Origin of the sequence: Candidatus Competibacter denitrificans Run_A_D11 (assembly GCF_001051235.1) — a bacterium.
GTDB lineage: Bacteria > Pseudomonadota > Gammaproteobacteria > Competibacterales > Competibacteraceae > Competibacter_A > Competibacter_A denitrificans.
On record NZ_CBTJ020000076.1, the window covers coordinates 48,168 to 74,476 of the forward strand.

Consider the following 26,309-nt stretch of genomic DNA (forward strand, 5'->3'; position numbering starts at 1 on the left):
ATAAGAACCGTGCCCGATGCGAGCGCGGCTTTGTGGTGCTCGCTCCGAACAAATCTTATACACCAACCCCTATCACCAAAGGAGAGCTACGGTAATGTCCGATGTCAAGGTCTATCCCGTACCCGCTGAAACCGCTGCTCACGCCTGGATCAACAATGATCAATACTTGGCGATGTACCAACGCTCGGTCGATGACCCCGAAGGCTTTTGGGCCGAGCAGGCTGATCAATTCATTACCTGGTCCAAGCGCTGGAACAAGGTTTTGGATTGGGACTTCACCAAAGGCCACATCCGCTGGTTTGAAGGCGGCAAGCTGAATGTCAGTGAAAACTGTCTGGACCGGCATCTGGCCACCCGTGGCGATCAGGTCGCCATCATCTGGGAAGGCGACAATCCTTCCGAAGACAAGAAAATCACCTACCGGCAACTGCATCAGGATGTTTGCAAATTCGCCAATGCGCTGAAAAGTCTCGGCGTCAAGAAGGGCGACCGGGTGTGCATTTACATGCCGATGATCCCGGAAACCGCCGTCGCCATGCTGGCCTGCACCCGCATCGGCGCGGTCCATTCCATCGTGTTTGGCGGCTTCTCGCCCGATTCGCTGAAAGACCGCATCATTGACGCCGAATGCAACGTGGTCGTCACTTCTGACGAAGGGATGCGCGGTGGCCGCAAGGTGCCGATGAAGGCCAACGCCGACAAGGCCCTGCAAAGCACCCCCAGCGTCAAGAAGATGGTGGTGGTCAAGCGCACTGGCGGCAACATCGCCTGGGACGATGGCCGCGACGTGTGGTATCACGATGTCATGGCCACAGCCAGCGCCGACTGCCCGCCCGAACCGATGGATGCCGAGGACCCGCTGTTTATCCTGTATACCTCCGGCTCAACCGGCAAGCCCAAGGGCGTGCTGCACACCACCGGCGGCTATCTGCTGCACGCGGCCATCACCCACAAGTACATCTTCGACTATCACGAGGGCGATATTTACTGGTGTACCGCCGATGTGGGCTGGGTCACAGGGCATACCTACATCGTCTACGGCCCGCTGGCCAACGGTGCCATCTCCATCATGTTTGAAGGCATCCCCACCTACCCGAACGTCAGCCGATTCTGGGAAGTGGTCGATAAACACCAGGTCAACATCTTCTATACCGCACCGACCGCGATCCGCTCGCTGATGCGGGAAGGTGAAGAACCGGTGAAGCGCACCTCCCGCAAGAGCCTGCGGATTCTCGGTTCGGTGGGTGAGCCGATCAATCCCGAAGCCTGGGAGTGGTATTACAACAATGTCGGTGACGGCCGTTGCCCGATTGTCGATACCTGGTGGCAAACCGAAACCGGCGGTATTTTAATCACCCCGCTGCCCGGTGCCACGCCGTTGAAGCCCGGTTCCGCCACCCGGCCATTCTTCGGCGTCTGTCCGGCGCTGGTGGATGCTGAGGGTCAATTCCTGGAAGGCGCCACCGACGGCAATCTGGTCATCACCCGCCCCTGGCCGGGGATGATGCGCACCGTGTACGGCGATCACCCGCGCTTTATCGAGACCTATTTCTCGATGTACAAAGGGCTGTACTTTACCGGTGACGGTGCCCGCCGTGATGAAGATGGCTATTACTGGATCACTGGCCGGGTGGATGACGTGATCAACGTGTCGGGCCACCGCATGGGCACCGCCGAAGTCGAATCGGCCCTGGTGCTGCATCCGGCGGTTGCCGAAGCGGCCGTGGTCGGCTTCCCGCACGACATCAAGGGCCAGGGCATCTACGCCTATGTGACTTTGAAAGTCGGGATTGAACCGACCGAAGCACTGCGCAAGGAACTCATCGCCCACGTCCGCAAGGAAATCGGCCCGATTGCCTCGCCGGATGTCCTGCAATGGGCACCGGGTCTTCCCAAGACCCGTTCCGGTAAAATCATGCGCCGCATCCTGCGCAAGATCGCCGCCAACGAAGTCGATCAGTTGGGCGATACTTCGACCCTGGCCGATCCGAACGTCGTCACCGACCTGGTGGATAATCGCGCCGTCAAGTAAGTGGCTCTTATAACAAAAATTGATAATATCCACTTAACCCGGCCTTCTCCCCCAAGGCCGGGTTTTTATTTTTCTACAATGCCATCATGGACACCTGCTTCATCAATCCAGCGACTGACCAAGTGAGCGGGCGTGACTTCAAAATAGACGTTTCTGATCTTTACCTTCGGCCAATCCGGCACACCCAGTTCGGTGCTTGCCATCTCTTCCAAATCGGGTACTGGCTCATCAGCCCTCCAGCGCTTGAAACGCTCACAGCAAACATAAAACGGTACGCCATACTCGTGTGCCGCTAGCGCCAGCAAATGCGTTCCCACTTTGTTAACCACCGCACCATCCGCTAGCAGGCTATCGGCCCCGACCAGCACCGCATCGGCCTTGGCGACGAATAAGGCCATTTGCGCCTCTGTGATATAGGTCGTCGGCACGGCCCAGGCCGAAAGCTGCTCCGCCAACCGCCGTCCCTCTTCCAAGGGCCGCGATTCGGTGACGATCATCTGCAACCCTGTATCCTGCAACAGCCGACACGTTTTCAGAACGGTCGAGCTGAAACTGTGGGTCATCACCCGCCGGCCAGGTCCTAGCAACCGGGCAGCCTGAGCGGCGCAGTCACTCACCGCTTGGCGCGAGTGCGCGATCAGTCGTTCCGCCGCCTCGGCAGCTAACCGGCGCGCGGTCGGTAAATCGCTCACTACGTCCAATGCCACACTGGCACTCCAAGCATCGACCAGATTTTTGATCGGCGCCATGCTGGGCCGGATCACAGCCAACTCCCTAGCCAGCCGTAATAACAGCGCCCGCCATGGCGTTATCTCCTCAGCGGGCACTTCACAGGCCGCCTGCGCCAGCACGGCCAGACAGCAGCGCGCCAGCTCACTGGCTCCGCGAACCCGATCATCACGAATTTCCCTGGCTTTACGGTTGAATTCTGTGAGGTTCATTGCTCAAAATAAAAACAGCGCAAAAACCGCTTTTTTGTATCCGACCGCCGCTTCCATTATTCAGGAGACCGTCATGAGTGACGTTGATCCCATCATCGGCAACTGGTATCGCAACGAAGAAACCGGAGATGATTTCGAGGTAGTTGCCATCGACGAAGATGCCCAGACCATTGAGATCCAATACTTTGAAGGTGAGTTGGAAGAGTTGGATCTGGATGCCTGGTACGAGTTGCCTATCGAAGCCATCGAAGCGCCCGAAGATTGGTCTGGCCCCTATGATGAGATGGAAGCCGATGATCTGGGTTTCGAAGACGATGATGAGGATGAATTCGACGACGATGATGACCCTGAAAGGGGTGAAGATTCAGTCTGATTCAGCAGAGGCGGCTGGCGTGGATTACCAGCCCCTTTTACCCTCATCGCTCGCGCCGTGCCCTGGCAAAAGCATCCGCCAGGGCGCTGGGTGTGGCCGGAGGATTCACCGCTTCTCGTGGCTGATTTCGCCGATCTGGTCGTTCGGGCGCTGATTTTCCACCGTCTCCCGCGCCAGCGGGCTGTGGTGCTGAGGATGACCGCGTCGATAAACCGCCGTTAGCTGGCTCCGCTAACCGCAGCGTCAGCGCGATGCGTTTTCGTGGCAGATCCACGTCCAACACCTTGACCTTGACGACCTGCCCCACCTTGACCACATCGCGCGGATCTTTAACAAAACGGTCGGCTAGCGCCGAAACATGCACCAGCCCATCCTGATGGACGCCGATGTCCACAAAGGCGCCGAAGTTGGCGACGTTGGTCACTACCCCTTCCAACACCATCCCAGGCCGCAGATCGGCCAAAGTCTCTACCCCTTCCTTGAACGCTGCGGTTTCGAACGCGGGTCGTGGATCGCGGCCCGGCTTCTCCAGTTCCAGCAAGATATCGCGCACGGTCGGCAATCCGAAACGCGAATCGGTAAAGCGCGCCGGCTCCAGTGTTTGCAGGAACGCGGCATTACCCAGAATCTCGTGCAACCCGCGCCCGCTGGCGGCCAGGATGCGTTCGACGACCGGATACGCCTCTGGGTGAACGGCCGAGCGGTCCAGGGGACTGTCACCGCCAATGATGCGCAAAAAACCGGCCGCCTGCTCGAAGGTCTTGTCCCCCAAACGCGGAACCTTCAACAACTGCCCCCGTCGCCGGAATGCGCCATTGGCATCACGAAATTCGACGATGTTGCGAGCCAGTGTCGCGTTTAAGCCAGCAACTCGCGCCAGAAGCGGCGCGGAAGCGGTGTTGACGTCAACCCCGACCGCATTCACGCAATCCTCGACCACGGCATCCAGCGCCCGCGCCAGCCGACTTTGGCCGACATCGTGCTGATATTGGCCGACGCCGATGGCCTTGGGTTCGATCTTCACCAGTTCCGCCAGCGGGTCTTGCAGCCGGCGCGCAATGGACACCGCCCCGCGCAACGACACATCGACCTCCGGGAATTCCCGCGCTGCCAACTCGGATGCGGAATACACCGAAGCACCCGCCTCTGATACCACCAGCTTTTGCAACCGCAATTCGGGATGGCGCTTCATCAGATCATTCGCCAACCGGTCGGTTTCTCGTGATGCGGTGCCGTTGCCGATACTGAGCAGTTCCACGCGATGGTGGCGGCATAATTCGGCCAGCGTCTGTAAGCTTTCATCCCACTGGTTGCGCGGTGCGTGCGGGTAAATCGTCGCGGTGGCGATCAGCTTGCCGGTGCTGTCCACCACCGCCACTTTAACGCCGGTGCGCAATCCGGGGTCCAATCCCAACGTTGGCCGCGCACCGGCCGGAGCAGCCAGCAGCAAATCGCGCAAATTGCCGGCGAAGACCCGAATGGCCTCCACCTCGGCTAGCTCGCGCAAGCGCTGCTTCAACTCGGTATCGAGATGCGGCAGCAGTTTGACCTTCCAGGCCCAGCGCGCAGTTTCCCGCAACCAGCCATCGGCCGGCCGACCCGCGTCGCGCAATTGATAGTGCGCGACCACGGAACGCTCACCGAGATCGGGTTCAGGTGAGGCCGGATCACCCACTTCCAGTTCAAGCTGTAATACCCCTTCATTACGCCCGCGAAACAAAGCCAAAGCCCGATGCGAGGGAATTTTATGAACGGCTTCCCGATAATCGAAATAATCCCGGAATTTCGCCCCCTCCTCCGCCTTACCCTCGACCAGTTGCGAATGCAGCGTCGCCTTATCCCACAGCAAGTCGCGCAACTGGGCCAGTAGTTCGGCGTTTTCGGCGAATTCTTCCATCAGGATTTGCCGCGCACCTTCCAATGCTGCCTTGGCATCGGCGACCCCGCGCTCCGCATCAATAAATGCAGCCGCCAGTTGTTCCGGCGTTTGGGTCGGGTCGGCCAGCAACCCGTGCGCGAGCGGCGCCAAACCCGCTTCACGGGCGATCTGCGCCTTGGTGCGCCGCTTGGGTTTGTAGGGCAGATACAGATCTTCGAGCCGGGTTTTGGTGTCGGCGGCCAGCAAGGCTGCTTCCAACTCGGTGGTCAATTGGCCCTGCTCACGGATGCTGGCGAGGATGACACCGCGCCGTTCGTCCAGTTCGCGCAGGTAAGTCAACCGCTCCTCCAATAGACGAAGCTGGGTATCGTCCAACCCACCGGTTGCTTCCTTGCGATAGCGAGCGATGAACGGCACGGTGGCCCCATCGTCCATCAAGGTGACGGCGGCTTCAATCTGGCGTTGCTGAACGGCGAGTTCACGAGCAAGGGTTTGGATCAGGTTCATCAACTTTCAGGCCATCAGGGTGAGGGAAAGCGCTATGCTAGTTTGGTTGCTCTAATCCATTTCTTGAAGGACATCAAAATGCCCCGCAAACCACAATCCAAAGGCAAGTGCGTCTATTGCGGCTATGAAACCACGAAAGGCAGTATGACGAAACATCTCTCCACCTGCTCTCAACGCCGGAGCACCATTGAGCAGTCCGATAGCACTCAAGGCGCGAGCGAGCCAGTTTATCATTTGCGTGTTCAATCGCTGGATGTAAGCGATTTTTGGCTGCATCTGGAAATACGGGGCAGCGCTCCATTAAAAGAACTGGATCGTTATCTGCGCGCCATCTGGCTGGAGTGTTGCGGCCATTTGAGCCAATTCGGTAGAGGCGGAGGCTGGGACAACAAGGTTGCCAAAACTCGTCAGATTCAGGCGGTTTTCACGCCGGAAGTCGAGCTGGTGCATATCTATGATTTTGGAACCACCTCGGAAACATCGATCAAAATGGCCGGGCTACGACAGGGCAAACCGACCACGAAACATCCTATTGCACTCATGGCGCGTAATCTCATGCCAGAGGCGCAATGCACCCAGTGCGGTAAACCTGCGGTATGGCTTTGCATAGAATGTCTGATCGAGCATGAGGTATGGGGCACGCTATGCGACGAACATATCAAACAGCATCCCCATAACAACTACGGAGAACCGATAGAGATTGTCAACTCTCCGCGATTAGGCTTATGCGGGTACACCGGCCCGGCAGACCCGCCCTACTAAGTCAGTTGGGCTTAGCGAACCAGGGGAAAATCGTCTTCCCCTGGCTCGCCGCAGTACCGTTTAGAGCAGCGGTTTTTCCGAGACGATCAAGCCATCCTCGTCGCCATAAAGATAATGCCCAGGAATGAAATTGACCCCGGCAAAGCGCACCGGAACGTCCCGTTCACCGACTCCGCGCTTGACGCTTTTGAGCGGATGCACTCCCAACGCCTTGACGCCGATGCCCAGTTCAGCAATGGCGGCGGAATCGCGGATACAGCCGTTGACCACCACGCCGGCCCAGTCATTTTCCTCAGCCAGCTCCGCCAGTTGATCACCCAGCAACGCGCAGCGCAGTGAGCCGCCACCGTCCACCACCAACACCCGTCCTTGACCTGGCTGCTCCAGCGCGGTTCGCACCAGTGAATTGTCCTCGAACACTTTCAAGGTCACGATGACGCCGCAAAAAACGGTTTCTCCGCCATAATCGGCAAACAGAGGCTCGGCGATTTGCAAGCGGTCGGAAAATTCGTCGCACAGGTCGGTCGTCTTGAATTCCATAGCAGCTACCCTTGCGGAAGTGAAAAGAGGAATGTCAGCAGTTTAACACAAGCGACTCGTGCCCTAGCGGCTGGTGATCTTCAGCTCAATCCGACGGTTACGTCGGTAGGCTTCTGGAGTATCCGCCGCATCGATAGGGTGATATTCCCCCATCCCGACCGCTGCCAGCCGCTGTGGCGCTACCCCCTGCTGAATCAGGTAATTCACGACTTGTTGCGCGCGCGCCGTCGATAATTCCCAGTTGGAAGGGAACCGGCTGTTGCGAATCGGCGTGCGGTCGGTATGACCTTGCACTTCGATGATGACCGGCAAATCCGGCGGCAAGCGCGCGGCCAGTTGCTGATAGACCATGGCGAATTTATCCAGATCGCCGCTGCCGGATGCCGAAAGCGCGGCATCGCCAGGCGGAAACAGCACCTCCGACTGAAATACGAAGCGATCACCCACGACCTTGATATCTGGATTGCCGGCGAACACCTCGCGCAAGCGGCCGAAAAATTCGCTGGCGTATTTTTCCAGCTCCTGGACTCGCTCCTGCAATTTCTTTTTGAGTGCGCTATCCAGGGCATCAATCTTGTCCTTTTGCGCGACGATCACCGCGTCCTTTTGCGTCAAATCCTGTTGATTGGCAGCCAGCGCCTGATTCAGCCGCGCCAGTTCCAAGGCCAGGCGGTCGGCACGGGCGCTGAGCAACGCCGCTTGCTCCTGGACACTGGTCACGGTTTCTTCCGCCTTGGTTTTGTCGGCGTTCAAGGTCGCCTGCGCCGCCCGCGCTGCCGCCAGTTCGTCGCGCAATTGCGCCATCAGCCGATCCCGCTCACCGGCGGTCGATTCCAGCCCTTGCACCCGTCCCCGCAACCGCACCGCTTCCTTTTCGGCATCCCCGGCCAAGCCCTCCAGATGATCGACGATCCGTTGCAATTGGCCGATAGCGCTGTCCTTGCCCATCATTTCGCGGCCGATCAACACTTCGGTGATCACGAACACCGTAATCAGGAACACCAGAACCATCACCAACCCGCTAAGGGCATCGGTAAAGGCCGGCCAGATATTGAATTCGCTGAGCGGATCACGTCGGCGGGGCATGACGCTCCCCATCGGCCGCTTGGCTTGGTTCGCGTGCCAAAAGCCGGGCAATGGTCCGCAATTCGTTCCGTAAATCGGCGGTGCGATCATTTTCGATATTTTGCAAAGTCGCCCGCAGCGATTCGATCCGTTCGCTGAGATTGGCGACTTGCTCGGCAACTCGCGTCACGCCTTCGCCGCGATTAGCCATGTACTCAGTCGTCGCAGCGACTCGTTCCAAGCGGTCGGTGGTCGCTTGCAGCAACGCAGCCAGATGGCGCGGTGAAATGGTTTCGGTCTGTGCGGTCACGGTCACCACTGGCTGCCACAGCGGGATCAGATCGCTCACAACCAGGGCCTCCAATTGAGCATGATGGTCATTCTGAGCGTGAAATAGTTGCAGCTCTAAAAAACCCAATGCCAGAGCACCCAGCAACCCAAACAGCGAGGCCGAAAATGAGGTGCCCATCCCCCCCAGCGGCGCGGCCAGCCGGTCTTTGAAGCTGGCGATCAAGGCCATGGTGTCCGCCGCTTTTTCGACCGATAACCCACTGATCACATCGCGCACCCCAGCGATGGTCAATAAAAGTCCGTAAAAGGTGCCGATCAAACCTAGCAGGACCAGCGCCCCGACCAGATAGCGCACCAGCGCCCGCTGATCGTCGCCACGGCTGGCCAGCGAATCCAGCAAATAGGGCAAACTGGTACCGGCATCACCATGCCCGACGACCCGATGGACCTTCTGCAAAAAATCACTGACATTGCGCCGCCAGCCCTCGCCTAACAAGGTCTCGTCAGCCTGACGCGGCGGCAATTCACGTCGGCGGGCCTTCAATGCGACGGCAGCCACCCGGTCGGTGGCGCGACCATCCAGCAACGTGCCGGTCAACGCCTTGAGGGTGTAGAGCACCCCGAACAGGAAAGCGGCCAAAATCGTCCCGTTCAGGTAGGGGTTGGTGAGAAAAGCGGCGGTCAGCGGTTTCTGAAAAAATACGCTCAGCGCAGCCACCAATGTAGCCAAAAAAATCAGGGATCGCAGTAAGTAACGGCTGGCGCTCCGGGTGGAGCGTCGCTCGGCAACGGTTATCGGCATGAGTTATCCATTTTCTCCGGCACACGGGCGGGCCACTTTAACAGGATTAGTGCAAGCGATGGGTACGACACCCCACCGCCGAAACAGTTGCTAGGGTTTGAAGGCCGCCCCCCAATTTCCAGAAAAAACGATTTTATCCAGCGGCTTGCGCTCACGCGGCCCGACTTCTTTTTGGCGGAGATCCTCCGGCAAACTATCGATGGCCCCCGGATGACCGACCGCAATCATCGCCATGCACGCATGATCGGCGGGAATGCCAAAACGGCTTTTGGCTTGCTCGGCATCGAAGCCGCCCATCTGATGGGCAACCAAGCCCAGCGCGGCCGCCTGCAAAACCAGGTTTTCGCTGGCGGCGCCGGTATCATGCTGCGCCCAACGATTCGGCGTACTGTTGTGGCTGAAGTTGGGTACAGCCACCGACAGCAACAAAACTGGCGCATGTTTGACCCAGACGCGATTGCCCTCGGCCAGACAGTCAAAAGCGTGTTGCCAGCCGGCCGGATCAGTGAAGCGATCCCACAGCAAATAACGCCAGGGTTGATCACCAAAGCAGGACGGTGCCCAGCGTGCTGCCTCAAGCAGCCCCAGCAGTTGCTCCTGGCTGACTGGGCGTTTTGGATCAATAGCGCGCGGACTCCAGCGGCGGGCGATGAGATCGGCGACAGGCACTTGAGTGATGGCAGATTTTTCAAGCATAAGGAAAGCCCTCGAAACGGTTGGACATAGCAATGTATTAAAGACCACATTGCAGTAGAAAAGCGCGAAAATGTGCGCTTGCAAAATTTGGCTACACCTTGTGCGGGGAATCCTTATGTCTTATCAACAGGAAATCAACGACTACCTCAATCGCCATGTGCCGCTGTTTCGGGCCATGGAGGCACGACTAGAGCGCTGCGATGCGACGGGGCTTGCTATGAGAGCGCCCCTGGCGCCCAATATCAACGATAAGGGTATCGCCTTCGGTGGCTCAATGGCTGCTATTGCGGCGCTGACCGGCTGGGCGCTGACGTTCACGACTTTACGAGAACACGCTGAAAGCGCTGAAATCTTCATCACCGACAGTACATTGAAATTCTTACGGCCCGTGCGCGGCGAGATCGTCACCGAATGTATACGACCCGATGCAACGGCGATTGAGCGTTTCATCGAGCGTTATCGCCAGCGCGGCAAAGCCCGCTGGGCGGTCGAAGTGACGGTGCGTGCCGAGGGTGAATTGGCAATGACCTTTAACGGGGATTACGGGGTTTTCAAGTCTGAACAAAGCCGATCATTTGCCATCGACTGAGCCGCTGCCAGGCACAGCCCTGCTGCGCCAGGGTCAATCCGAACTCCAGTTCAGCGCGCTGGCGCGTGTGGTGATCGCCATGCGGGCGGATGAGGTGATTCCGGTGCTGCAAACCATTGAGGCAGCGGTCAATGCGCAGGGCCAATACGCCGTCGGCTTCATCAGTTACGAAGCCGCCGCTGCGTATGGCCTCGCCGTCCACCCGCCACTGGCCGATTTACCGCTGCTCTGGTTCGGCCTTTATGACCGCATGGCGACCGTTGCGGGTCGAACAACCGACACCACCCAACCCCCACCCGCGCCCCCTTATTCGGTCGGAACCTGGCAAGCCGCTGTCGATGAGGCAGCCTACGCCGCCGCAGTCGCGCGCATCAGAAATTACCTGGCTGAGGGCGACACGTATCAAGTCAACTATACCTTTCCGTTACAGGCTTTTTTCGCGGGTGACGCGCGGGCACTCTTTAACGAACTGGCGGCGGGCCAACCCACCGACCATGCGGCTTTCATCGACACCGGCCGTTTTGCGATCTGCTCTGTTTCACCCGAACTATTTTTCGCGTTGGACGGCGAACAACTGATCGCAAAGCCGATGAAGGGCACCGCCGCCCGTGGTCGGACGCTGGCGGAAGATGAAGCTCATAGTAACGGGTTGCGACAATCGAAAAAGAACCGTGCTGAAAACGTGATGATCGTGGACATGCTCCGCAATGATCTGGGTCGCATCGCGCAAACCGGCAGCGTGGCCGTCCCCCGCTTGTTCGACATCGAGCGCTATCCCACCCTGCTGCAAATGACCTCCACTGTCACTGCTCGCACCCAAGCCTCCGTGGTCAATATTCTCGCCAGCCTGTTTCCCTGTGCCTCCATTACCGGTGCTCCCAAGGTGCGCACCATGCAAATCATTCACGAATTGGAGAAGCACCCGCGCGGCATCTACAGCGGGGCTATCGGTTTCATCGGCCCGCAGCGGCAAGCGCGTTTCAACGTGGCGATCCGCACGGTGTTGATCGACCGCGAGCGACAGCAGGCGCGTTATGGCGTGGGCGGCGGTCTGGTTTGGGATTCAACGGCCGGGGATGAATACGCCGAGTGCTTGCTCAAAGCGCGGGTACTGACCCAGCGGCGGCCTGCGTTTCAACTGTTGGAGTCGTTGCTGTGGGAGCCGGATGGTGGCTATTTCCTGTTACCGGCCCATTTGCAGCGGCTGGCGGATAGCGCCGTTTATTTCAATGTGCCGCTCGACCGCTTCGCCATTGAGGCCGCCCTGAGCGAGCGGGCGCTGACTTTACAAACCGTCAGTAAAATCCGATTGCTGGGCAATCAGGACGGTACGTTCGCCGTGGAGGCGCAGCCGCTAATCCACCCTGCGCCGCCGCTACCATTGCGGGTCGGTCTGGCCAGAACGCCGGTGGATTCAAACACGATCTGGCTTTATCACAAGACGACGCAACGCGAACTTTATCAGGCGGCCCGCGCTTCAAGGCCCGACTGCGATGAGGTCATTTTGTGGAACGAACGCGGTGAGTTGACCGAAGCCAGCCTGGCGAATCTGATCTTGGATTTGGATGGGGAATGGGTAACGCCACCTGTGAGCAGCGGCTTGCTGGCTGGGACTTATCGCGGCTGGCTGCTCGCCATCGGCCAGATTCGAGAACGGATTCTGACAGCCGCCGATTTGCGCGCGGCTCGTGGAATTGCCCTGATCAATTCAGTCCGCCGATGGCAAACCGCCCTTCTCGTCCACTGAAACAGGCCGGAAATCAAATTGGCGCTCACATACCGCCAGGTGACATTGCGTCACAGGCGTGGTCAATTAGATAAATAACGCCGGTCATGCTACAGTGCCACCAAGTTTGTCGCCGTGCGGTCCGGTCCGCACCCTGAGTTTCCTGATCGATTCCCAGCGGGGATCGTCGCAAGCGGATCATGCGATCCCTGTTTCTCCTGCAAACTCGTCGTGGCTTGTCCCTTGCCGGGAATACCCGATCTCCTTTAATTGAATAACATTATAGTCTGCCTGGACCGGTTCCGCGCTTGCGCGCGAGCAGGCGGATTCAGGAATATGACATGCCTTTCACGTCCCTCGGCTTAGCAGATAACTTGGCGCGCGCCGTCGCCAGCCAAGGCTATGCCGTGCCTACGCCGATCCAAACCAAAACCATTCCTTTGATTCTGGAAGGACGCGACCTGCTCGCTTCCGCACAGACCGGCACCGGCAAAACGGCCGCGTTCACCCTGCCGCTGTTACAGCGCTTGGAACAACGGCCACTTGCGACACGCGCATCCTGGTCACGCCTGCAACCGGTGCGCGCACTGGTGCTGGTCCCCACCCGCGAGCTAGCCGCGCAAGTGGGTGATAGCGCGCGCGCCTACGGTCGCCATACCGCTCTTCGCAGCGCCGTGGTCGTCGGCGGGGTCAGCTTGAAGCCGCAATGCGATGCTTTGCGGCGTGGGGTCGATTTGTTGGTCGCGACACCTGGACGGCTGCTGGATCACGTCAGCCAGCGCACCGTTGATTTATCGAAAATCGAAATTCTGGTGTTAGATGAAGCCGACCGGATGCTGGACATGGGCTTCATTCCAGCCATTCGGCGCATCCTGGCCCTGCTTCCCCGCCAGCGGCAAAACTTGTTATTTTCCGCGACTTTGCCGGAAACGATCCGCCAACTGGCTGCGGAGTTATTGCATAACCCGGCCACGGTCGATGTCGCCCCACCCAACGCCCCCGCCGCGCTGGTGCGTCAAGCCGTCCACCCGGTCGATCAGACGCGCAAAGCGGAGTTATTGACCCATCTGTTGAGAACGGGGGACGTTGAACAGACTCTAGTATTCACCCGCACCAAACATGGGGCCGACCGGTTGATGCACCAGCTCGAACGGGCGGGCCTACGCGCCGCTGCCTTGCATGGCAACAAGAGTCAAGCCGCGCGCACACGCGCTTTGGCTGACTTCAAGCAAGGACAGATCCGAGTCCTGGTCGCAACCGATATCGCCGCGCGTGGGCTGGACATCGCGCAACTGCCCTTGGTGGTGAATTACGAGTTGCCACACGTCGCCGAAGATTACGTCCATCGGATTGGCCGTACCGGTCGGGCTGGCCGTGACGGTGTGGCGCTGTCGCTGGTCTCCGAAGAAGAGACACCGCGCCTGCATAGTATTCAACGCTTGCTGGGCCGCACCCTGCCCTCGACCGTTGTCGATGGTTTCGCACCAACCCGCAGCACCCGCTCAACCACACCTAAGCCCGCCGGTTCCACTCGCCCTAGCCCTAGCCCGAATCCACATCAGGGAACCAGATCGCGCACCACCAACAGCCGGGCCAGCGACCAGCGGTCCCGAGTATCCCGAACGTCGGCAACTCCGGCCGGCCGGAACCGGTCGCGGAACCACCAACCAGCGGCCTAGTTGGCCACATTAGGAGGACGCATATGAAGATGATTTTCGTCGGCAACCTACCCTCGGACGCGACCGAGCAGGAGATTACCCAGCTCTTTTCGACCCATGGTCGCGTCCGCTCGCTACGCCTGGTACGTGATGTGTTCAGTGGGACTTGCCGTGGGTTCGGGTTTGTGGAAATGGAAGGGCATGAAGCGCGGGCGGCCATCGGCGCGCTCAACGGTTGGGAGCTGCGCGGCCAGCGGCTGAAAGTGAACGAGGAACGGCCGAAGGAGCGTTCTGGGGGCCGTCGCCGCTAGACTTTAGGCGTTTTCGTTGCGAAAGAACTGTATCTGTCGCCCCTATCCGCCTTGCCGCTCTTGCCAAGATGCGCCGTTTGCCACTCGCTGGCCGGCGGCGCTCGACCCGCCCGCTAACCCGCCCCGATAAAACGGCCGCTCCATCGCCTCTTGCACAGTCACCGTCAAATTGCGGGTTGAACTCCCAGTCAAAATTCACGCCACGGGCGGATTTAAGCCACCGTCAACCGTTCCAATGCCTCACGGTATTTGGCGGTCGTCCGGGCCACGATCTCTGGCGGCAATTCCGGCCCCGGCGGTTGCTTGCCCCAGGCCAGAGTTTCCAGATAATCGCGAACAAACTGCTTATCAAAGCTGGGCGGATTGGTACCAGGCCGATATTGATCCGCCGGCCAGAAGCGCGATGAATCCGGGGTCAAAACTTCATCCATCAACACCAGTTGGCCGTCCTCGTCCAAGCCAAATTCGAATTTGGTATCAGCGATAATAATGCCTCTGTTGAGGGCGTAATCAGCCGCCTCCCGGTAGATTCGCAAACTGACCTCTTGCACTTGCTGGGCCAACTCCTCTCCGATAGTCGCTGCGATGACTGCAAAGCTGACATTTTCATCGTGAGCACCGAGCGCCGCTTTGGTCGAAGGGGTAAAAATCGCCTCCGGCAATCGATCCGCCAACTGCAATCCGCTGGGTAAGCGAATCCCACAGACCGCACCGGTGCGCTGATAATCTTTCCAGCCCGAACCGATCAAATAACCGCGCACGATAGCTTCGACCGGCAAGCCCTTTAAGCGTCGTGCGACGACCGCACGGCCGGCGACAGCGGCGCGCTCAAGTGGATCGGGTAACGCCTCTTCCAAGGTCTTTTCAGCCCGCTGCAAGTGATCGGGTAGAATGTGGCGGGTACGGCCGAACCAAAAATGACTCATCGCCGTTAATATTGCGCCCTTGCCGGGAATTGTGGTGGGCAAAATAACGTCAAAGGCTGAGAGACGGTCGCTAGCCACCATCAGCAGATGCCGGTCATCGACTGTGTACAGATCGCGCACCTTACCGCGATAGACCAGGGGTAAACTTTTGATCTCGCAAGGCGAGGCGGGGGCGGGCGTGGACATAAAGCAACAGCTCCTAACGCGGAAAAGGACCGATGGGTTTCATTGTAACCGCCCATCTCCTTGTGGAGAACGCTCGTGCCAGGCTATCGGTCCCGGTAGGTGTGGGTCACGTTCTTTCCACTGCGACGGTAACCTTGGCGCCATGTTTTAATCCGCACCCGCGACCGGGCGAAACAGCAGAGAAGACGTTACGCCTTTTCCATTCATGATGACCCCCTGAAGGGGACGGTTTCAAGCGAGAGTTTATTTGCGATGAACCTGACCGATACGTTACTTCCCACTGATTTGCTGTTTTTCGCCAACTTCATCTGGTTGCCGGTCTTGCTGCAAGCCTTTCGGCGGGCGCCCTGGCGGCTTTTTCTGGCCGACCGCAAGCGCCAGCATGTGTTTCTCGGTGCTTCAGTGGCGTTGTTCTTCATGTGGATTTTCGAAGCCGGCATCCGACCAGCTTTGGGGTTTCATTTTCTTGGCGTCACTGTTTACACCTTGATGTTCGGCTGGTCACTGGCGACCATCGGAGTCAGTTTGATCGCTGTGGCCGTCGCTTTGACTAGCGGTGACTGGGCGGCGCTGGCCACCAATGCGCTGGTGCTGGGCGTGCTACCGGTAGCGACCAGCTATGGCGTCTATCGTCTGGTCTATTGCTATCTGCCGCGTCATCTGTTCGTTTATATTTTTCTGTGCGCCTTTTTAAACGGTATGTTGGCAGCTGCCGCCGCAGTGCTAGCCTTGGTCACTTTACTCGTCTTTACTGAAGCGTATGCCTTTACCCGCATTAGCAGCGAGTATTTACCCTTCGTGCCGCTGTATGTGTTTCCAGAGGGTATGCTCAACGGTATGCTCACCACCGTCTTGATCGTCCTACAACCCGATTGGCTTAAAACGTATGATGACGCAATCTATTTGCGCAATTGATCGCCTACATATTGGTGATTTAACAACGGGCGCAACACCCTAAAATAACGGTCATCAGGAATCATTGGCACGAGGTTTAATCGCATCTGTGTTTGGAAAACTATTTGGCGGGACATTTGGTTTCATGGTTGGAGGCCCTCTGGGCGCTCTGGTGGGCGTGGCTGTCGGCCACAATCTCGACCAGGGACTCTGGAAAGCGAGCATCGGGTTATCTTCGGACACCGATGACAGCAGCGCACAGGAAGTTTTTTTTCGGACGACCTTCCAACTGATGGGTCATATCGCCAAAGCGGATGGTCGAGTCTCTGAACTTGAAATCGCTGCGGCGCGGGCCATCATGGATCACTTGCGGCTCAATACCGACCAGCGCCGGACAGCGATGGAAAACTTCACGGCCGGAAAACAGCCCAATTTTCCGGTGGATGCTTCACTGGAAACCCTACGGCGAGCCGGCGCCAACCGCGCTAATGCCCTGCAAGAGATGCTGCAAATGCAGCTCAATGTGGCTTATGCCGACGGCAGCTTACACCCAAGAACCCACGCGCGCTTGCTCGACATCGCCACCCGTATTGGCTTATCTCGTCTGCAATTTGAAACGCTACATCAGTTCTTTCGCGCCCAACAGCAATGGTCGAGACAGCAGCACCAATATGGAAACAAAAGAGCGGAAAATCAATCGCATAGCCAGAACAGCCATGGCCCACGCCCATCCACGCCCATCCATTCGCTTGAGCAGGCATACCAGGTGTTGGGGCTAAGCCGCGAGGCCAATCCGGCTGAAATCAAGCTCGCGTATCGTCGCCTACTCAAGCAGTACCATCCCGACAAACTGCCCGCCGAGACGGCTTCGGCTGCCGAGATCAAGCGGGCCACGGAAAAAACCCGCGAAATCACGGCCGCTTATGAGCGGATTCGGGAAGCGCGTGGCCTTTAACCTAAAACTGCTTCAATGACCAAACGGTTTTCTCAGCCCACCCCACCACGAGGTTGGTTTTTTTGTCTTAACCGAACCGGTTTTAATGAGATATTCCCCCATGAGCTTATCATCCTTCATGATGTGCTCGACCAGCCATCTTTTTAGAAAAAACAAAAACTCGTAATTTGAAGCTTCCGGATTTTCATTGTATTTCTTTACATAAGCTTTGACGATATCGATTAGATTTTCGTGCTGTTTCTTATGCTCCTTCAGATGGGGATAGTTAGAGATACTCATTAAGCTTTCTTCAGTTGCAAAATGCACCCGGGTATATTCGAGCAGTTTAACAATAATGTCATCTCGCGTTTCTTTTCCCCAGCCCCCATGAATAGCGCCATTAAGTTCATTCACCATTTGCGCTAGACCTTTATGCTGCTGATCAACCTCTTCGACACCCACACTTAATGCATCAGACCATTCGATAAAGTCTTTTTTCAGCGAAGAAACGGATTCCTGCATGCGTGTTAAAGTAGGCTCTTTCATTCTTAAACCCTCTTAATTTTTTGAGACCGGGCAGCGGCAACGCGCAGAAGCTGGTCGGCCATGAATGACGAAATGGTACGCTCCGCAACCGTTTACAAAAAGTAGCATACGCCAGGAACTCAGCACGGTGCTGCACCGGTTATCAGCTTCAATCCATTGGATTTGCAATCATCATCTCTTCATTAACCCAAAACATCGGCCAAGCAAACTGGCGCGCTAAATGACGCCACGCGCCGCCAGCGATACCACGTCGCCGTCACCGACGACCACATGATCGAGCAATCGGACATCAAGCAATGCCAACGCCTCTTTCAAACGCAGCGTAATCAACTCATCGGCTCGGCTGGGTTCTGCGACTCCAGAGGGGTGATTATGGGCAACGATGACCGCAGCAGCATTGTGATACAACGCCCGCTTCACCACTTGGCGTGGATGAACCGAGGAACTGTCGATGGTGCCGAAAAAAAGCTCTTCGTACTGAATGACACGATGCTTATTATCAAGAAACAGCACGGCGAATACTTCATGCGGATGATGACGCATCTTCGCCATCAGATACCGGTGGGTATCGGCCACACTTTGAATCGCATCACCCCGCTGCAAGGTTTCTTCCAGATAACGCCGAGCCAGTTCCAATACCGCCTGTAATTGGACGTATTTGGCTGGACCTAAACCCCGTGTGGCGCAGAATTCCGCTTGGTCCAATCCCAGCAGAGTCCGCAACCCGCCATGCTGTTTAAGCAAATCTCGCGCCAAATCAACAGCACTGATACCCGGCGCACCGATTCGTAGAAAAATTGCCAGCAATTCAGCATCCGATAAAGCAGCAGCCCCGCGCTGTAGCAACTTTTCGCGGGGGCGCTCGTCGTCAGGCCACGTCGTAATAGACATTGCGCCGGTTCTCCTTGGTGCAGTTGCTTAAAAATTAGCAAATTTCTCGCCCAACTGGCAGCCAGTGTACCCCTGCCCGCAAACACCTTGCTATGCGGCCGCTGGTACAGCTCTCGATTGTTGAGATGAGCCAAGCTACGTTAAGCTTGCGCTACACCGATTTCCCGCGCGGAGATTCTTATGCTGCAACCTCTTGCTAAAACACGCATTCTGCTGGGCGTAACCGGCGGTATCGCCGCTTATAAAAGTGCCGACCTGGTGCGCCGGTTGCGGGAGGCCGGCGCCGAGGTACAGGTTGCAATGACCCCAGCAGCCACCGCGTTTATCGGGCCGCTGGCTTTTCAGGCGGTATCCGGTCGAGCAGTTCGCACCGAATTGCTTGATGCCGGCGCGGAAGCCGGTATGGGCCATATTGAACTGGCTCGCTGGCCTCACTTGATTTTAATTGCTCCCGCCACCGCCGACTTTCTCGCCCGGTTGGCCCACGGTCTGGCAGATACTCTATTGAGTACCCTGTGCCTGGCCACCGATCAGCCCATCGCGGTCGCGCCGGCCATGAATCGTTTAATGTGGCAAAATTCCGCCACTCAAGACAATTGCCGGCTTTTGGAGCGACGGGGTATCAAACTGTGGGGGCCAGGCGTCGGCGAGCAGGCTTGCGGTGAAATCGGCGCCGGACGGATGCTGGAACCGGTTGAATTATGTAACTTAATAATCGAGCAAATCGGCGGTCGAGCAGAGGCAGCGAGCGGGCTAGAAACCACCGCCAAGATCCCGGCACGGTTTTCTGTCGGCGACTTGCGCGGCCTGACCGTGCTGCTTACCGCCGGGCCGACCCGCGAAGCGCTCGACCCGGTACGGTTCATCAGCAACCGTAGCACTGGCCAAATGGGTTTTGCGGTGGCGGCCGCAGCAGCGGCAGTTGGTGCGCGGGTGGTACTCATCAGCGGTCCAGTTGGGCTAAAGACACCGTGTGGCGTCAACCGGATTGATGTGGAAAGCGCGCTCGACATGCACGCAGCGGTCATGAGCCATGCCAAGCAAGCCGATATCTTTATCGCCACCGCCGCTGTGGCCGACTATCGTGCCGCCCAACCCGCCGACCAGAAGATCAAAAAAAACCAGGATACGCTGCGGCTGGAACTGATCCGCAACCCCGATATTCTGGCCGATGTCGCCGCTTTGCGCTCCCACCGGCCCTTTACGGTCGGTTTTGCCGCTGAGACGCACGATGTCTTGCACCACGCCGAAGATAAACGTCGGCGCAAAAACCTGGATATGATCGCGGCCAACCAGGTCGGCGTAGCGGGCAGCGGCTTTGAAAGTGCACAGAATAGGCTGCATGTGCTGTGGGAAGGTGGCGAGCGGGTACTCCCCTTGGCAGACAAAATGGTGCTAGGACAACAGTTGATTGAACTGATCGCAGAACGGTATCGATTCTGCAAGGGAGAGCGTTAATATTCGCCATTCGCAACAACCGATCCTAATGACGTGGCAACCTTGCAACCCATCGAACTGAAAATTCTCGATTCCCGGCTAGGCCAGGACATTCCTTTACCTGACTACGCGACCGCCGGATCGGCCGGCCTGGATCTACGCGCCTGCCTGCCGCAAGCGTTGACGATACAAGCGGGCGACACGCACCTGATCCCAACCGGCATGGCGATTCATATCCGCGATCCCGGCTTGGCGGCGGTGGTGCTGCCGCGTTCCGGCTTGGGCCACAAACACGGCATCGTACTCGGCAACCTGGTCGGATTGATCGATAGCGATTATCAGGGTGAACTCTTGGTCTCTTGTTGGAATCGGGGGCAAGCCCCTTTTACCATCGCTATCGGCGAACGCATTGCACAACTGGTGATCGTACCCATCGTGCGGGCACGCTTCACGCTGGTTCCTGAGTTCACGCCCAGCGAGCGCGGCGCCGGCGGCTTTGGCCATTCCGGTCGGCATTAAAGGGTTCTTTGTGATCTTTTCCCCAGTTCCAGGCCGAGCGCAACCCCGCAGACTCAGATGCAAAAATCCATTTTTCGGGAATACGATATTCGCGGGGTAGTCGAGCGCGACCTGACGCCTGACGTGGTGCGCGCTATCGGCCAAGCAGTGGGTAGCCTCGCCGGTGAACGGGGCGAAAACACGGTCATCGTCGCCCGCGACGGCCGGTTGTCCAGCCCGATGTTATGCACCGCTCTGAAAACGGGCATTCGGGCTGCTGGCATGAACGTGCTGGATTTGGGTACGATCCCGACGCCCCTGCTGTACTACGCGACGCATACCTTGGGCGCCAGCCATGCCGGGGTGATGGTAACCGGCAGCCATAACCCCCCACAATACAATGGCTTAAAAGTTGTTATCGACAAAATCGCCCTCCACGGTGCCGTGATTCGTGATTTGCGACGCCGCATTGAAAGCGGCGATCTACGCCACGGCCAAGGTAACGACCGAACAGCCGATATCCGTGGTGACTACATCCGCCGGTTGGCGGCCGCCCTACCCCTCCCTAGACCGTACAAGGTCGTGCTGGACTGCGGCAACGCGATTGCCGCCGAAACCGCTCCCGCTTTGTTTCGGACTTTAGGCTGCGAGGTGGTTGAGCTGTACTGTGACGTGGATGGGCGCTTTCCCAACCATCATCCCGACCCTAGCGTTCCAGAGAACCTGGCCGACTTGCAGGCCGCCGTCAGTGCGCATCAGGCCGACCTTGGGCTGGCGTTTGATGGCGACGCCGACCGGCTCGGCGTGGTTACTGATGCCGGCGAAATCATCTGGCCGGATCGGGTATTGATGCCGCTCGCCGAAGAGGTCTTGGCCCAGCATCCGGGTGCTGGCGTGGTATACGACATCAAATGCTCCTGGCACCTGACCCGCCTGATCGAGCGGCTGGGTGGACAGCCGATCCCCTGGAAAACCGGCCACTCGTTGATCAAAGCTAAAATGCGCGAAACCGGCGCCCTGCTCGGCGGCGAAATGGCTGGTCATTTCGTTCATGCCGATGACTGGTTTGGCTTTGACGACGCATTTTATGCCGCCGCGCGCCTCTTACGGTTGCTGGCTGGCCACTGCTGTTCCAGCGCTGAATTCTTCGCTACCTATCCGACCAGCCTGAATACACCGGAGCTAAGGATGGACATGGCTGAAGGCGAGCCAGCCGCTTTCATGGCCAAGCTGGGCGCGCAGGTCGATTTTGGGCCAGACGCTCGGATCATGACCTTGGATGGGCTGCGGGCGGAATTCCCACACGGCTGGGGCTTGGTACGTGCCTCCAATACCACCCCCAGCTTGACCTTGCGCTTCGAGGCAGACGATCAGACGGCGCTCTCTGATATCCAAGACCGCTTCCGCCGCTCGTTACTGGCCTTACAGGCTGATTTGATTCTCCCTTTTTGATCTTCCTTCACTGATAGGGGCTTAACAAAGCATGGCTCTCGATGCCCAGGCCGCCACGCAGGTGGCGCATGTTTTGACCGAATCCTTACCTTACATTCGCCGTTTCTCCGGCAAGACCATCGTCGTGAAATACGGTGGTAACGCCATGGAAAATGAAGAGCTAAAAAACAGCTTCGCCCGCGATATCGTGCTGATGAAACTGGTCGGTTTTAACCCGGTCGTGGTCCACGGCGGCGGACCCCAGATCAGCAGTTTGCTCAAACGGATCGGCAAGGAAAGCCGTTTCGTCGATGGGATGCGGGTCACCGATAGCGAGACCATGGACGTGGTGGAAATGGTGCTGGGTGGCTTAGTTAACAAGGAAATCGTCAATAATATCAACCGTCATGGCGGCTGTGCGGTGGGCCTGACCGGTAAGGATGGCGATTTGATCCGTGCCCGTAAGCTAACCATCACCCGCCAAGGCCCAGAACTGAAAGCACCGGAAATCATCGACATCGGTCACGTCGGTGAAGTGGCGAGTATCAATACATCCATCATTGAAACGCTGATCGCTGGTCACTTCATCCCAGTGATCGCGCCCATCGGCGTCGGCGAGGATGGTCAGTCCTACAACATCAACGCCGATCTGGTCGCCGGCAAGATCGCCGAGGTCTTAGGTGCCGAGAAATTGATCTTGCTGACCGATACCACCGGGGTCAAAGATAAACAAGGCAATCTCTTAACGGGTCTGGATGCCCGCCGTGTCCAGGAATTGATTGACGATGGCACCATCCACGGTGGCATGTTGCCGAAGATCGCCTGTGTGCTGGATGCCGTGCGCACCGGGGTGAAAGCGGCCCACATCATTGATGGCCGTATTGAGCACGCCGTGCTGGTGGAATTGTTCACCGATGCTGGCATCGGCACCTTGATGCGTGGATGAACGAGGAAAAACCGGGCGCCGCGCCCGCCCCACCTCGACGCCTCGCCACGACTTGGCTACACTTTGGCGAAACCCTTACAAAACCCTGGGAAAAGCCATGCGCCGAGTCGTCTTCAACCAAAAAGGGGGGGTGGGCAAATCCACCATCGCGTGCAATCTGGCCGCCATCGGCGCCGCGCGGGGTCGGCGCACCTTGGTCATCGACCTGGACCCCCAGGCTAACGCTTCGCGCTATCTGTTGGGCAACGTGCTGGAGCAACAAAAGAAAACGCTGGCGCATTTCTTCGACGACATCCTCGCCCACAAGCTGTTTCCCGAAAAACCGGACACCTACATCGTCACCACGCGCTTTCCGAATCTCAGCGTGATGCCCTCCGATCCTCGGCTTGAGGATCTGCAAGTTAAGCTGGAATCGCGCTACAAGATGTATAAGCTGCGCGAGGCGCTGGACACGTTCAAAGAGTTTGATGAGATTTTTATCGACACGCCGCCTGCACTGAATTTCTTCACCCGCTCGGCGCTGATTGCCGCTGACACCTGCTTGATTCCCTTCGACTGCGACGATTTCTCTCGTCGCGCGCTCTACACGCTAATGGACAGCGTGCGTGAGATTCAGGCAGACCATAACCGGGCGTTGCGCATTGAAGGCATCGTGGTCAACCACTACCAGGCTCGCGCTAACTTGCCGGTACGGCTGGTCGAGGAATTGCGCTCCGAGGGGCTGCCGATTTTGGATGCCTTTCTGTCGGCCTCCATCAAAATCCGCGAGTCGCACGCTCAGGCGTTACCGATGGTTTATCTTGATGTTCGCCACAAGTTGACCCGTGAATTTGAAGCCCTTTACAAGCTGCTAAGCCCTTGACGACCAGCCAGCGGCGCATAACCCAATGGAGACTGCTCGCCAGTTCTGACAGCATTTTTTAATGAGGCCGCGCTATGACCGATCCCGATCCAGCCATCGTCACCCGCATCGTTGCTGAAATGCGGCGCGCTCGTCGGCTGCTATTCATCACCGGTGCCGGCATTTCCGCCGATTCCGGCCTGCCCACTTATCGTGGCATCGGCGGGCTTTACAATGATCAAGCCACCGAGGACAGCTTTTCCATCGAAACCGCTTTATCCGGCTCAATGTTGGAAATGCGGCCGGAAATCACCTGGAAATATCTGCATCAAATCGAACATTCCTGTCGCGGCGCTTGTTTTAATGATGCCCATGCGATCATCGCGGAGTTGCAGAACCAGTTTGAAGTCTGCGTGCTCACCCAGAACATTGACGGATTCCACCGCGATGCGGGCAGTCGCAACCTGATTGAAATTCATGGGGATATCCACGATTTGTATTGCACACGCTGTCACTACGCCGCCACCGTGCCCGATTACAGCGCACTGCAAATACCGCCGTCTTGCCCCCATTGCCAGGCATCGGTCAGGCCGCGAGTGGTGTTGTTCGGCGAGATGCTGCCCTCGCCGGCTATCCAACATCTGTACGCAGAGTTGGATAAGGGGTTCGACTTGGTGTTCAGCGTCGGGACGACGAGCGTGTTTCCCTACATCGCCGGGCCGGTGGTACAAGCCAGCCAGATGGGTACACCGACCGTGGAAATCAATCCGACCGATACCAATGTCACCCACTTTGTGGAGTACAAATTGGCCTCCGGTGCGGCGGCGAGTCTGCGGGCGATCCGTCAGGCTTTCGAGGCGTCCTCAGCCTAAATCGAGCAAGCGCTCCAACCCAGCGACGACATCCGCGATGCCGGTGGGGATGACCGGCGGCTTGGCGGGCTGTGCCAGCAAGCTACCCAAGGGTTCGGCTAGATCGCCACTGGCCAACTGTCGGCGGTCGATCTTGACAGCGTTACCGTGCGCCACCAGCCAGCGGCTTAACCACGGCTCTTCCGGCCAATCGTCGCGCGCGACATAGAGCACGCTGGTGCCGTTGCAGGCCGCCTCGGTGAATGCGCCGTAACCGGGTTTGGTCAGCAAAACATCACAAGAGCGGATCAAATCCAGCATCGAATAATCGTTGAGTTGCGCCCAATCCACCATGTCCGGTCGCCTCACCTGCCAGCCAGGTGGAACCAGCCAGCGAACACCCGGCAGCGTGGGCCATGCGTCCAGCGGCGGGCGCATATCAACCCCACCCAAGCCGATCAGTACCAGCGTATCGCCATCGGACAAGGCGAGTCGATGATGGATCTCTGCTCGTCGATCCTGGCCTAGCGCCGCAATCGGCCCGACGTTTTGGGTATTTTGCAGATCGGGCATCGGCATACTCGGTGCCGGCAGCAAGAAGGCGCGCGCACTGTTGTAGGCTGACAACATGGGGGCACGCAGTTCCGCCAAATCCGGGGCATCCGCGCAATACCCCGCCAGGATGTCCGCCCAATTCAGTGAGCACATGGCCAGTGACGGGATACCTAGCCGTGTGGCGGCCGCCAGGGTCAGATAAGGAATATCCGCCAAAATCCCATCGGGTACTGCCGCCTGCAACTGCCTTTCCTGCCAAGCCAGCCGCTGTTGCCAATCCTGATGAAACACGCGGTAAGCCGCTAAACTTTCTGATACTTTTGCCGCTAGCGCATCGACCATCACCATGCCGAAATCAGCGACGCCCGCCACACACTCGAATCGACCAGTCATGCGTTGGCGAAGCACGGTTTCAGGAAGCCCGCTTTGCACCGTTACCTGTACCCTCGGCCAACGGTACTGAAAGGCATTGAGAACAGGCGCGACCTGCGCCAGATGACCAAAACCGTGGCCGGATAACGCGATATAGAGATGATGGGCGGCAGGCATGACGACCCTCTTTAAGCTCAAATTCTGCAAACAGCCAGGCTCGGATTATCTGCAATGAGTTGCTTTTTTACACGAGTTGTGATAGCAATGACACAATACAACAGCTTATCCTTTATCACACATTATGATTGTCATTATTGATACAACTCTGCAAGCTGATTTTCAGCTTCGACTCATCAGCTCCCTGGCGTAGAGGTTATCATCATGGCACAGACACTCACCCCGGATTCACTAAAGCGGACTAGCCACGCTTTTATGGGAACCTACGGTACTAGCGAGCAAAATCAGGCGCTAGGTTTTACGCCAGGTTTTCGGGACGAAGAAACCGGGGCTGTGTACATTTCCTGTTGGTCTGACGGCACGCCGGCTCCCTGTCACGCACTCGATGGCTTACCCGACCATCTGATCCTGGCACGCGGCCCCAGTGGCCGAGTCGCCGCCGTCAAGGCCAGCGTGATTGCCGGCTTTGTCCGCTGGGGTTTGTTTTACACCCGCGAACAAGCCGCTCATTGCCTTGATTGAGCACCGCTGACCCTCTCGCTATCTGCAAAATCCTTCTCTCAGCTGACCTTCCTTGACAACAATTGGCCCTGCCAACGCATCGCTATCGGCCGTCTGACTTGAATTTGTAGACAGTCCGACTATGGTTTTA

Annotated in this window: 26 protein-coding genes; 16 read left to right on the forward strand and 10 right to left on the reverse strand. The window is 57.9% G+C overall.

The window, feature by feature from the left end; all coding sequences use genetic code 11:
* Positions 1 to 94 precede the first annotated feature (94 nt).
* A complete protein-coding gene (gene acs / locus BN873_RS14225; protein ID WP_048674979.1) occupies positions 95 to 2,032 on the forward strand; it encodes an acetate--CoA ligase in 1,938 nt (645 codons plus the stop codon).
* Positions 2,033 to 2,097: 65 nt separating this feature from the next.
* On the opposite strand, the gene BN873_RS14230 is transcribed toward acs, so the two are convergent.
* Complete coding sequence (locus BN873_RS14230) at positions 2,098 to 2,973, reverse strand: eIF2B alpha/beta/delta subunit family protein (RefSeq protein ID WP_048674985.1); 876 nt, start codon at positions 2,971 to 2,973, stop codon at positions 2,098 to 2,100.
* Positions 2,974 to 3,046: 73 nt separating this feature from the next.
* Here BN873_RS14230 and BN873_RS14235 point away from each other — a divergent pair, with 73 nt between their 5' ends.
* A complete protein-coding gene (locus BN873_RS14235) occupies positions 3,047 to 3,346 on the forward strand; it encodes a DUF6763 family protein (RefSeq protein ID WP_048675095.1) in 300 nt (99 codons plus the stop codon).
* A 43-nt stretch (positions 3,347 to 3,389) separates the two neighbouring features.
* Here the strand turns inward: BN873_RS14235 and BN873_RS14240 are convergent, their stop codons facing one another.
* Entirely contained in the window at positions 3,390 to 5,732 is a 2,343-nt protein-coding gene (locus BN873_RS14240; protein WP_048674988.1) for a Tex family protein, read from the reverse strand.
* Here BN873_RS14240 and BN873_RS14245 point away from each other — a divergent pair.
* Positions 5,718 to 6,494 (forward strand): hypothetical protein, encoded by a 777-nt coding sequence (locus BN873_RS14245; protein WP_048674991.1) that lies wholly within the window; start codon positions 5,718 to 5,720, stop codon positions 6,492 to 6,494. The two genes, BN873_RS14240 and BN873_RS14245, sit on opposite strands and share 15 nt — an antisense overlap.
* Positions 6,495 to 6,554: 60 nt before the next feature.
* On the opposite strand, the gene rraA is transcribed toward BN873_RS14245, so the two are convergent.
* The 4 genes from rraA to BN873_RS14265 all read right to left on the reverse strand — a co-directional run bounded on the left by rraA (position 6,555) and on the right by BN873_RS14265 (position 9,888).
* Positions 6,555 to 7,034, reverse strand: coding sequence for a ribonuclease E activity regulator RraA (gene rraA / locus BN873_RS14250; RefSeq protein WP_048674994.1), 480 nt, complete (start codon positions 7,032 to 7,034; stop codon positions 6,555 to 6,557).
* Between the two features lie 63 nt (positions 7,035 to 7,097).
* Entirely contained in the window at positions 7,098 to 8,120 is a 1,023-nt protein-coding gene (locus BN873_RS14255; protein WP_048674998.1) for a peptidoglycan -binding protein, read from the reverse strand.
* Positions 8,104 to 9,192: a hypothetical protein gene (locus tag BN873_RS14260; protein WP_048675001.1), complete on the reverse strand. Its 1,089-nt coding sequence runs from the start codon at positions 9,190 to 9,192 to the stop codon at positions 8,104 to 8,106. The genes BN873_RS14255 and BN873_RS14260 overlap by 17 nt, the downstream gene beginning before the upstream one ends.
* 90 nt (positions 9,193 to 9,282) lie before the next feature.
* Positions 9,283 to 9,888, reverse strand: coding sequence for a nitroreductase family protein (locus tag BN873_RS14265; RefSeq protein WP_048675004.1), 606 nt, complete (start codon positions 9,886 to 9,888; stop codon positions 9,283 to 9,285).
* Between the two features lie 115 nt (positions 9,889 to 10,003).
* On the opposite strand from BN873_RS14265, the gene BN873_RS14270 reads away from it, so the two are divergent.
* From BN873_RS14270 to BN873_RS14285, 4 genes are all read left to right on the forward strand, one after another.
* Positions 10,004 to 10,477, forward strand: coding sequence for a YiiD C-terminal domain-containing protein (locus BN873_RS14270; protein ID WP_048675007.1), 474 nt, complete (start codon positions 10,004 to 10,006; stop codon positions 10,475 to 10,477).
* Entirely contained in the window at positions 10,464 to 12,224 is a 1,761-nt protein-coding gene (gene pabB, locus BN873_RS14275; RefSeq protein ID WP_053085381.1) for an aminodeoxychorismate synthase component I, read from the forward strand. The genes BN873_RS14270 and pabB overlap by 14 nt, the downstream gene beginning before the upstream one ends.
* A gap of 320 nt (positions 12,225 to 12,544) precedes the next feature.
* The gene (locus tag BN873_RS14280) at positions 12,545 to 13,882 is read left to right on the forward strand and encodes a DEAD/DEAH box helicase (protein ID WP_048675010.1); all 1,338 of its coding nucleotides are present in this window, start codon (positions 12,545 to 12,547) and stop codon (positions 13,880 to 13,882) included.
* Between the two features lie 23 nt (positions 13,883 to 13,905).
* Positions 13,906 to 14,172: an RNA recognition motif domain-containing protein gene (locus BN873_RS14285; RefSeq protein WP_048675013.1), complete on the forward strand. Its 267-nt coding sequence runs from the start codon at positions 13,906 to 13,908 to the stop codon at positions 14,170 to 14,172.
* Between the two features lie 212 nt (positions 14,173 to 14,384).
* Here the strand turns inward: BN873_RS14285 and BN873_RS14290 are convergent, their stop codons facing one another.
* Positions 14,385 to 15,284, reverse strand: coding sequence for a phosphoribosylaminoimidazolesuccinocarboxamide synthase (locus BN873_RS14290; RefSeq protein WP_048675016.1), 900 nt, complete (start codon positions 15,282 to 15,284; stop codon positions 14,385 to 14,387).
* Between the two features lie 252 nt (positions 15,285 to 15,536).
* On the opposite strand from BN873_RS14290, the gene BN873_RS14295 reads away from it, so the two are divergent.
* Entirely contained in the window at positions 15,537 to 16,199 is a 663-nt protein-coding gene (locus BN873_RS14295; protein WP_048675021.1) for an energy-coupling factor ABC transporter permease, read from the forward strand.
* Positions 16,200 to 16,287: 88 nt separating this feature from the next.
* Positions 16,288 to 17,133, forward strand: coding sequence for a co-chaperone DjlA (gene djlA, locus BN873_RS14300; protein ID WP_277921598.1), 846 nt, complete (start codon positions 16,288 to 16,290; stop codon positions 17,131 to 17,133).
* A 12-nt stretch (positions 17,134 to 17,145) separates the two neighbouring features.
* Here the strand turns inward: djlA and BN873_RS14305 are convergent, their stop codons facing one another.
* Positions 17,146 to 17,658 (reverse strand): bacteriohemerythrin, encoded by a 513-nt coding sequence (locus BN873_RS14305; protein ID WP_048675028.1) that lies wholly within the window; start codon positions 17,656 to 17,658, stop codon positions 17,146 to 17,148.
* Between the two features lie 216 nt (positions 17,659 to 17,874).
* Complete coding sequence (radC, locus tag BN873_RS14310) at positions 17,875 to 18,549, reverse strand: RadC family protein (protein ID WP_048675031.1); 675 nt, start codon at positions 18,547 to 18,549, stop codon at positions 17,875 to 17,877.
* 180 nt (positions 18,550 to 18,729) lie between these two features.
* Between radC and coaBC the strand changes: the two genes are divergently transcribed.
* From coaBC to BN873_RS14340, 6 genes are all read left to right on the forward strand, one after another.
* Positions 18,730 to 20,007, forward strand: coding sequence for a bifunctional phosphopantothenoylcysteine decarboxylase/phosphopantothenate--cysteine ligase CoaBC (gene coaBC, locus BN873_RS14315; protein WP_048675033.1), 1,278 nt, complete (start codon positions 18,730 to 18,732; stop codon positions 20,005 to 20,007).
* A gap of 42 nt (positions 20,008 to 20,049) precedes the next feature.
* Complete coding sequence (gene dut, locus BN873_RS14320; protein ID WP_048675101.1) at positions 20,050 to 20,505, forward strand: dUTP diphosphatase; 456 nt, start codon at positions 20,050 to 20,052, stop codon at positions 20,503 to 20,505.
* Between the two features lie 57 nt (positions 20,506 to 20,562).
* Positions 20,563 to 21,936 (forward strand): phosphomannomutase/phosphoglucomutase, encoded by a 1,374-nt coding sequence (locus BN873_RS14325; protein WP_048675037.1) that lies wholly within the window; start codon positions 20,563 to 20,565, stop codon positions 21,934 to 21,936.
* A 31-nt stretch (positions 21,937 to 21,967) separates the two neighbouring features.
* Positions 21,968 to 22,861 carry an acetylglutamate kinase gene (argB, locus tag BN873_RS14330; protein ID WP_048675040.1) on the forward strand — a complete coding sequence of 298 codons (894 nt, stop codon included), beginning with the start codon at positions 21,968 to 21,970 and terminating at the stop codon, positions 22,859 to 22,861.
* Between the two features lie 97 nt (positions 22,862 to 22,958).
* Entirely contained in the window at positions 22,959 to 23,723 is a 765-nt protein-coding gene (locus BN873_RS14335) for a ParA family protein (protein ID WP_048675045.1), read from the forward strand.
* A 74-nt stretch (positions 23,724 to 23,797) separates the two neighbouring features.
* On the forward strand, positions 23,798 to 24,574 hold the full coding sequence (locus tag BN873_RS14340; protein ID WP_048675047.1) for an NAD-dependent protein deacylase: 777 nt from the start codon (positions 23,798 to 23,800) through the stop codon (positions 24,572 to 24,574).
* Here BN873_RS14340 and BN873_RS14345 read toward each other — a convergent pair.
* Complete coding sequence (locus BN873_RS14345; RefSeq protein WP_048675052.1) at positions 24,566 to 25,657, reverse strand: glycosyltransferase family protein; 1,092 nt, start codon at positions 25,655 to 25,657, stop codon at positions 24,566 to 24,568. The genes BN873_RS14340 and BN873_RS14345 overlap by 9 nt on opposite strands.
* Before the next feature lie 204 nt (positions 25,658 to 25,861).
* Between BN873_RS14345 and BN873_RS14350 the strand changes: the two genes are divergently transcribed.
* A complete protein-coding gene (locus tag BN873_RS14350) occupies positions 25,862 to 26,179 on the forward strand; it encodes a hypothetical protein (protein ID WP_048675055.1) in 318 nt (105 codons plus the stop codon).
* The last annotated feature ends 130 nt before the right edge of the window (positions 26,180 to 26,309 follow it).